Genomic DNA, 7,685 nt, shown 5'->3' with positions numbered 1-7,685 from the left:
CAGGGCTTCGAGGGCCGCCCGCAGCGTCTCACCGACCATCTCCAGACGGTTGAGATCACGAACCGCGGCCATCACATACGTCGCGTCGGTGCGCAGCCGACCCCGGGCTTTGACCAGGCCCTGCTCGACCAGCCGGTCCAGGAGAGTCTGGAACGCCACACCCTGCAGATCATGGGTGACCAACCGGGTCCGGAACTGTGACAACACACTGAAATCAAAACCCGGATCGGTCAACACCAAACCCAAACAGTATTTCCAGTCGATCCGCCCCCGGACCGCGTCAGCGGCCTGCCGGTCGGTGAGGTTCTCCGCGAACTGCAACACCGTGACCATCGCCAACTGCCCCGGCGAGATCCCCGGCCTGCCACGAACCCCGAACGCATCGACGAACGCCCCATCGGTGAAGACCTCACCCAGCTCATCACGCACCCGCATCGCCAACGTCGGCTTCCTGAACGCCGCCCTAGCCACCACCGCAGTCTGCACATCAACCTCCGGCAACGGACGCGGACGCATCGACACCGCTACTCACCTCACCCAGGACACCAACCACCAACGACGACCTATCCTCACCGGGCAGAACAACCACGTCACGGACCACAACCGGCGCGCCGCGAATTAGGCAACAGGGTCCTTCCCCATCGGAAACACCGGGTGGGATGTGCGGGTTCTGCTTTCGGTTGATGCCAGCCGCCCGCCGCGCCCCGCCGCCGCCCGCCGCCCGGAGCCCGGAGCCCGCCGCCCGCCGCCCGGAGCCCGGAGCCCGGAGCCCGGAGCCCGGAGCCCGGAGCCCGAGGGGCGTTTCCGATAGGGAAGCAGAGCAAAGGTCACTCATGCCCTCTTTGGGGGCGCCGAGGACGGCGGGCGAGGCGGTGGTTGACGTGGGCCCTCGGCTGGTGCCCGAAGGGTAGGAACCGTCGGGGCGAAGCCAACAAGCCCACGTCGCGGCACGCAGCGTGACGAGGATGTTCCGGCGGGTCCACGAGTTGAGTCAGACGGAGTCTGGGTGAGCGGATGGGCGTCGCGGACTGACCCTCACCCTTCGGCGCGTTGCTGGGAGGGCGGGGCTCGCACCCATGCTGCCCGACCTGCTCGGCGGACTTCGCGGCTCCGACCTCGTCCAGGTCGCACACGGCGCCTCGTACACGCTCAGGGACCTCGGCTACCCCGATCTCGGCCGCGGTGCCGCCCGCCTGGCCCTGACCGAGGCGCGCGATATCGGCCGGCCGGAGTGGATCGGGATCGCCGAGTGGATGCGGATCCCTCTCCATGCCGCCGGGGATGCCCGGCGCGCCTCGCGCTGGGCATCGGCGACGAGATCCAGCCGCATACCGGCGATCCGCGGATCCGGCAGGCGTACGGGATGCTGCACCTGACCGCCGGGCTGCGCTCCCTGGATCACCTCGGCGAGGCGCGCGAGGCCCCCGACTCCCTCGGTGAGCCTGTCGGTGCGCCCGGACCCGATCTGTACGTTCACCGGCCCGGCGGCAACGACAAAGCAACTCCTCCTTGTCATGGATCTGAGACAAGGAGGAGTTGCTTTGTGTCACTACGAGTCGGGCCGGCCGGTTAGCGGATGCGCACCTGCACCGTCCAGATCTTGCTGCGGTTGCCCGCCTTGTCGTCGGCCCGGTACGACACCTTGTGCGTTCCCTTGCCGCGGATCTTGATCGGTCCGCGGTAGGTGGTCCAGGCGCCCTTGTCCACGCGGTAGGAGATCACCTGGACCCCGGAGACGGCGTCCTTCGCGGTCAGGGTGACCTTGACGGGCGACGCACCGATGCGGAACTTCGAGGTGACCACCGGGGGCTGGGTGTCGCGCCGCACGGTGAGGGTGCCGGCCTTCGACACGTTGCCGAAGGTGTCGGTCGCCCGGTAGCTCACGGTGGTCACGCCCACCGGGAGCGGGACCGGGCGGGTGTAGGCCAGCCACTTGCCGCCGGCGATCCGGTATTCGCGGGAGGCGATGCCGGACGGGTCGGTGGCGGTGACCACGAGCGCCACCGGGCCGGTGAACCAGCCGTTCTTGCCGGTCGGCCGCTGCGGGTCGGTCAGCCCGGTGACCGCGGGTGCGGTCGTGTCCGGCTTCAGCGGCACGCTGACCTGCTGGGCCTTCTCCGGGTTGCCGGCCTTGTCGGTGGCGAAGAACTCCAGCCGGTGGACGCCGGTCACGGTGAACGGCTTCGTGTACGGCTGCCACGCGCCGGAGTCGACGCGGTAGCTGATCGAGGCCACCCCCGAGGCGGTGTCCTGGGCGCTGAGCGTCACTGTCGACACGTTCTTGACCGTCTTGACCGCGACCGCCGACATCGGCGGTTCGGGGTCGACCTTGACGGCCAGCGAGGCGACCGGGCTCAGGATCAGGTTCGCGCCACGGGCCCGGTGCCGCAGGGTGTACGAGCCGGCCGGCAACGGCACCGGTGCGGTGTACGCGGTCCAGGCACCGTCACCGAGGGCGTACTCGATCGCGGAGTTGCCCGCGCCGCCGCTGAGGGTGAGGGTGGCGCCGGAGCCGTACCAGCCGTCGGTGCCGGCCTTGGAGACCGCCGCCTGCGGCTGCACGCCGGTGTAGGCGAGCGGGTCGATGCTCTCCAGCGTCGGGATGACCGGGGTGATCGCCCCCGCCGCGTCGAAGTAGAGCCGGTCGATGGTGGTCTCGCGGTTGAAGCCGTTGCCACCCGGGATCGCGAAGCGGTGGTACGCGATGTACCAGTCGTCGGTGCCGGGCACCTGGATGATCGAGCTGTGCCCCGGGCCGAGGATGCCCAGTGCCGGGTCCTTGGACAGGATCAGGCCCTTGGCGGTGAACGGACCGTACGGCGAGGTCGCGGTCGCGTAGCCGACCCGGTAGTTCTCGCTGCCGGTGTCGTCGATGGCGTAGCTGAGGTAGTAGATCCCGTTCCGCTTGTTCACGAACGGGCCCTCGCGGAAGTCGGTGAGGCCACCGATGGTCTTCCGCTTCGTCACGTCGATCGAGGTCATGTCCGCGTTCAGCGGTGCCACGTACGCCGTGCCGTTACCCCAGTACAGGTAGCTCTGCCCGTCGTCGTCGGTGAAGACGCCCGGGTCGATCTGCTGGGCGTTGTTGTAGTCCTTCCGGTCGATCAGCGGCGCCCCGGAGTCCTTGAACGGGCCGAGCGGCGAGTCGGAGGTGGCTACGCCGATGTTGCCGGCGGCGCAGAAGTAGAAGTAGTACTTCCCGTTCGCGAAGGCGATCGTCGGCGCCCAGGCGTTGGTGTGCGCCCAGGAGACGTCGGCGAGGTCCAGGATCGTGGGGTGCTCGGTCCAGGTCGCCAGGTCGGTCGACGACCAGACCTTGAAGGTGGTGCTCCCCCAGCCGGCGATGCCGTCGGTGGTCGCGTAGATGTAGTAGGTGTCGCCGAAGCGGACGATGTTCGGGTCGGCGTTGAGGCCGGGCAGCAGCGGCGAGCGCATCACCCGGGTGGTGACCGTGTATTCGCGGGTCGCGCCGGTCGCGCTGGTGACGGTGATCTTCCGCGGCGCGGAGTAGTCGCCGGCGTCCGCGCCGGTGACCTTCGAGTCGCTCGCCACGGTGAAGACCGGGTTCAGGTTCCGCCGGTCGGTGCCCGGCTTGAGCGGCAGCACGATGGTGCCGGCGTCGCTGTCGATCAGCGCCGGGACCTTCAGGCTGGCCAGCGTCACCGCGGACACCGTGGTGGCGTTGTTGCCCAGCTGGGAGATCTCGTCACCGGACAGCACCCGGTTGTAGATCCGGAAGTCGCGCATCCGGCCCTTGAAGAGCTTGTCCCCGGAGTACACCGACTTGCCGATGTAGTTGGCCGTGGTGATCCCGCCGCCGATCGCGCCCGGCGTGATGGTGACCGCCGTGTTCTGGGCCACCTGCCGGCCGTCGAGGTACAGCGCGGCCTTGCCGCCGCCGACGGTGTAGGTCAGCGTCCGCCACGCGCCGCGGCGGAGGGCGCCGCTGCTCTGGGCGTTCTGCTCGGTGGTCCAGTTACCGGAGGCGATGGCCGCCCGGTAGTTGCTGTCACCGGTGCTGAACACGTACCCGTTGCCCGTACCGGTGGAGTCGGTGTTGCCCATCCCCCAGAGGAAGTAGGGGGTCTGCTGGGTCGGGTCGACCCAGACGTCGGTGGAGACCGTCATGGCCTCCATTCCGGCCATGGCGTTGTTCGGCAGCTTGACGTAGCCGTCGGTGCCGCCGAAGTTGAGGCTGCCCTCGCTGAAGGTCGCGCCGCCCACGATCGCGGCGTTGTTACCGTTGCCGGAGGCATCGGTGACCGTGGTGCCGGAGGCCTGGTCGAGCGGGTACCGGGCGACGAGTCCCTCGGCGGTGGCCGGCAGCGGGTCCGGCAGCTTCGCGATCTTGGTCAGTTCGGCCTGCGTGATCGGCAGGACCGTGCCGTGGCGCGGCTTGGTCGGCAGGGAGTAGCTCGCCGGCACCTTCCACGACGGGGTGTCGAGGCTGTCGGTGCCCAGCGGGATGTAGCCGCGGCCGCCGTACTCGTCGACGAAGAGGTAGTAGGGCGAGCCGGAGGTGTCACCGGGGTTGGCCTTGAAGGCGGTGGGGCCCTCGACCGCGGAGGTGCCGGCGGCCTTGCCGATGCAGGAGGCCACGATCTTCCACGCCGGGTTCTTCGGGTCGTACTTCGGGTCCGAGACGTCGTCGGCGGCGGTCAGCGAGTCGGCCTGCTCCTGGATGATGTCGCTGCAGCCGGTGACCCCGCCCTCGTCCTTGGTGAAGCGGTGGTACTTGCCGCCGTCCTTGATCACCGTGCTGTCGATCCGGGACGCGCCCAGGTCCTGCCAGATCTTCGGGGCGCTGAAGGTCACGAAGTCGCGCGTGGTGGCGTAGAGCATCCGGTTGTAGGTGCTGCCGGTGTGTCCCGGGTCGGACTCGGCGTAGAGCTTGGACGCCCAGAAGACGACGTACTGGCCGAGGGCCTCGTCGTAGTACGCCTCGGGCGCCCAGGTGTTGCCGGCGGTCGGCGGCGAGACCAGCACGTGCCGCTGCTGGCCCCAGTTCACCAGGTCGGTGGACTCCCAGACCTCGATGTACCGGCTGCCCTGGCGCTGCGACTCGTCCCAGGAGGTGCCGCCGCCGATGGACAGGTCGGTGGCGATGAGGAAGAACTTGTCACCCTCGGGCGAGCGGATCAGGAACGGGTCGCGCAGGCCCTTGGTGCCCAGCGTGGAGGTCAGCACCGGCTGCCCGCCGTTGAGCTCGGTCCACTTCAGCGCGTTGTTGCCCTGGCTCGCGGCGAAGGAGATCTTCTCGCCGGCGATGCTGTCGCCGGTGAAGTAGGCGAAGGCGTAGCCCTTGAGCGGGGCGGCGACGGGCAGCGCGGGCACGGTGGCGGTCAGCGTCTTCTCGGCGGTGGCCGTACCGAGGCTGATCTTGGCGGTGAGCACCACCGTCTTGGCGGCGCTGCCGGCCGCGGGCCGGTGCACGACGCCGGTGCTGCTGATCGTGGCGGTGTCCGCGCTGGACCACTCGACGGTGGTGGCGTGCAGCCCGGTGAGCGGCAGCGTCAGGTTGCCGCGCACGTCGTCGATGTTGGCCACGGTCAGCGCGGCGCGGGCCAGCTCGACCCGCTCCGCGGCGCTCAGCGCGGTCTTGACGGTGACCGGGAACGCCTTGGTGTCGCTGGTGGTGCCGCTGCTGATGGTCGCGGTCATGGTCACCGTGGTGTCGGTGTCCTGCCGGGTGACCACACCCGCCGCGGTGATCACCGCGGGGTTCGAGGAGGCCCAGGTCACCTTGCTGCCGTACGCGGGACCGATGGCGGGCAGGGTGAGGTCGGCGGTGACCGCCGACGTGTCGCCCAGGGTCAGCCCGGCCTTGTCCCCGGCGACCCGGGTGGCGTCGGGAATGGCGACCTCACCGGCCTCGGCGGCGCTCAGCGCGCGGTCGTAGATCCGGAAGTTCTTCACCTGACCCTTGAGCGTCTTGTCCGAGTTGTACACAGACTTGCCCAGGTAGTTGGCGCTGGTGACGCCCGCGCCGATGGCGCTCGGCTTGATGGTGACGTCGGTCTTGGTCGCCACCGCCACACCGTTGAGGTACTCGGTGGCGACGCCCGTGTCGCTGAGGGTGTAGCCGATGCTCGCCCAGACGCCCCGGGGCAGGTTCGCTCCGGAGTTCACCGTCTGCTCGGTGCTCCAGTTCCCGGTCGCGATCGCGGACCGGTAGCCGTTCCCGGTGGTGAACAGGTAGCCGTTGCCGATCCCACCGGAGTCGGTGTTGCCCATCGCCCAGATCATGTACGGCGTGGCCTGCGCGGGGTCGATGTAGACGTCGGCGGTGACCGTCACCGCGTTGAGCTGCGCGAGCACGTTGTTCGGCAGCTTCACGTACCCGTTGGTGCCGCCGAGAGCCAGGCCGCCGCCGGACCAGGACGCGTCGCCCTGCAGGGTGCCGTCGCGGCCGTTGCCGGAGGTGTCCGAGACCGTGGTGCCGGTGGTCTGGTTGAGGTCGTACCGCAGCACCAGACCGTTGGTGACGTCGGCCGCGGCGGGGGCGGCCGGCAGCGCGAGCGCCGCGGTGGCCAGCATCAGTAAGGCAGCGGTGCGGGACAGGTATCGGATGCCGCGACGAGGCTCGGCGACCATAAGGGCCTCTATCCAAGGAGTGGGAGCCAGAAAGTTGCGGAAAGTGTTAACGCTCACAACCAGCGTGTCAAGCAGGAGACATCAACGTGAAACGCTGCCGCAATCAACGCCCCGGCGGCGTTGTCCGCTATAGACCCACCCTGGGCGATAAGACCAGGGCCCGCGCTCGCCACCGGCGGATCAAAGGACCGGGCGGCCGGGCCGGCTCACGGCGAGGGCGGCGCGGGCGGCGCCCACCCACCGGAGCGGATCCCGCCCCGGCGTCCGCATCGGACTCCCCCGAGAGTCCGGACAGGTGTCGATCCGGCCGGGCGGCAGCCGCGCATTTCCGCGCGGTCCCGATCGGGGGAATTCCGCCAAGCGGACGAGCGGACATATAACGACCCCGCCGGGTGGCCCGCCGGGCCGCGGTCACTGCCGGCACGCACAACCTTGCGCGACGCCGCGGTAACGGATACGCGACACGGAAGAACGCGGATTCGTTTATCGCACTGCGCCGCAGGACTGCGCGGAGATATCGGCTATGGTATCGCCAATAGAGGCGGTCACCAGGTGCCGCACCAGGACATATTCGGGAGCGACCACATGGCAAAGCAGATCGTCACCCTGCTGACCGACGACATTGACGGCAGCAAGGCGGACCGCACCGTCGAATTCAGCATCGACGGCGTGAGCTACACCATCGACCTTTCCGACAAGAACGCCGGCAAGCTGCGCAAGGCCCTCGACCCGTACCTCGCCGCCGCGGCGCGGATCGGCCGCAGCAGCACCGCCCGGATCGCACCGCGCGGCGCGGCACCGGCGCCCAGCCGGGCCAACCGCGACCAGAACCAGGCCATCCGGGAATGGGCCAACAAGAACGGCTACGAGGTCTCCGAACGCGGCCGCATCCCCACCTCGATCGTCGAGGCGTTCCACAGCAAGCGCTGATTCTCCGCACCCACCGCGGCGCCGTTGCGAGTTCTTCGTCATCGCATTCGCAACGGCGCCCGGCGCGCGCGAGGCCCTTTCCCGGAGCCGGTCCGGCAATGCGGAAAGCCCCGGGTAAGCACCGCCGAAGGCCGGACCGCTTTACCGGGCCGGCGCCGGGA

At 69.4% G+C, this 7,685-nt stretch carries 4 protein-coding genes; 2 read left to right on the top strand and 2 right to left on the bottom strand.

From position 1 onward, the window contains the following. On the bottom strand, positions 1-516 hold a 516-nt coding region (locus tag DMB66_RS45735; RefSeq protein ID WP_233625317.1), incomplete at its 3' end, for a transposase. Positions 517-1,076: 560 nt separating this feature from the next. On the opposite strand from DMB66_RS45735, the gene DMB66_RS45730 reads away from it, so the two are divergent. After that, positions 1,077-1,376 (top strand): hypothetical protein, encoded by a 300-nt coding sequence (locus DMB66_RS45730; protein WP_125810386.1) that lies wholly within the window; start codon positions 1,077-1,079, stop codon positions 1,374-1,376. 193 nt (positions 1,377-1,569) lie between these two features. Here DMB66_RS45730 and DMB66_RS45725 read toward each other — a convergent pair whose 3' ends face one another. Next, the gene (locus DMB66_RS45725) at positions 1,570-6,594 is read right to left on the bottom strand and encodes a family 43 glycosylhydrolase (RefSeq protein WP_199753010.1); all 5,025 of its coding nucleotides are present in this window, start codon (positions 6,592-6,594) and stop codon (positions 1,570-1,572) included. 585 nt (positions 6,595-7,179) lie between these two features. Here DMB66_RS45725 and DMB66_RS45720 point away from each other — a divergent pair. Next, entirely contained in the window at positions 7,180-7,524 is a 345-nt protein-coding gene (locus DMB66_RS45720; protein ID WP_125810385.1) for an Lsr2 family protein, read from the top strand. Positions 7,525-7,685: the final 161 nt, after the last annotated feature.

Source organism: Actinoplanes sp. ATCC 53533, assembly GCF_003947245.1.
This window is presented reverse-complemented; position numbering and strand designations above follow the sequence as displayed.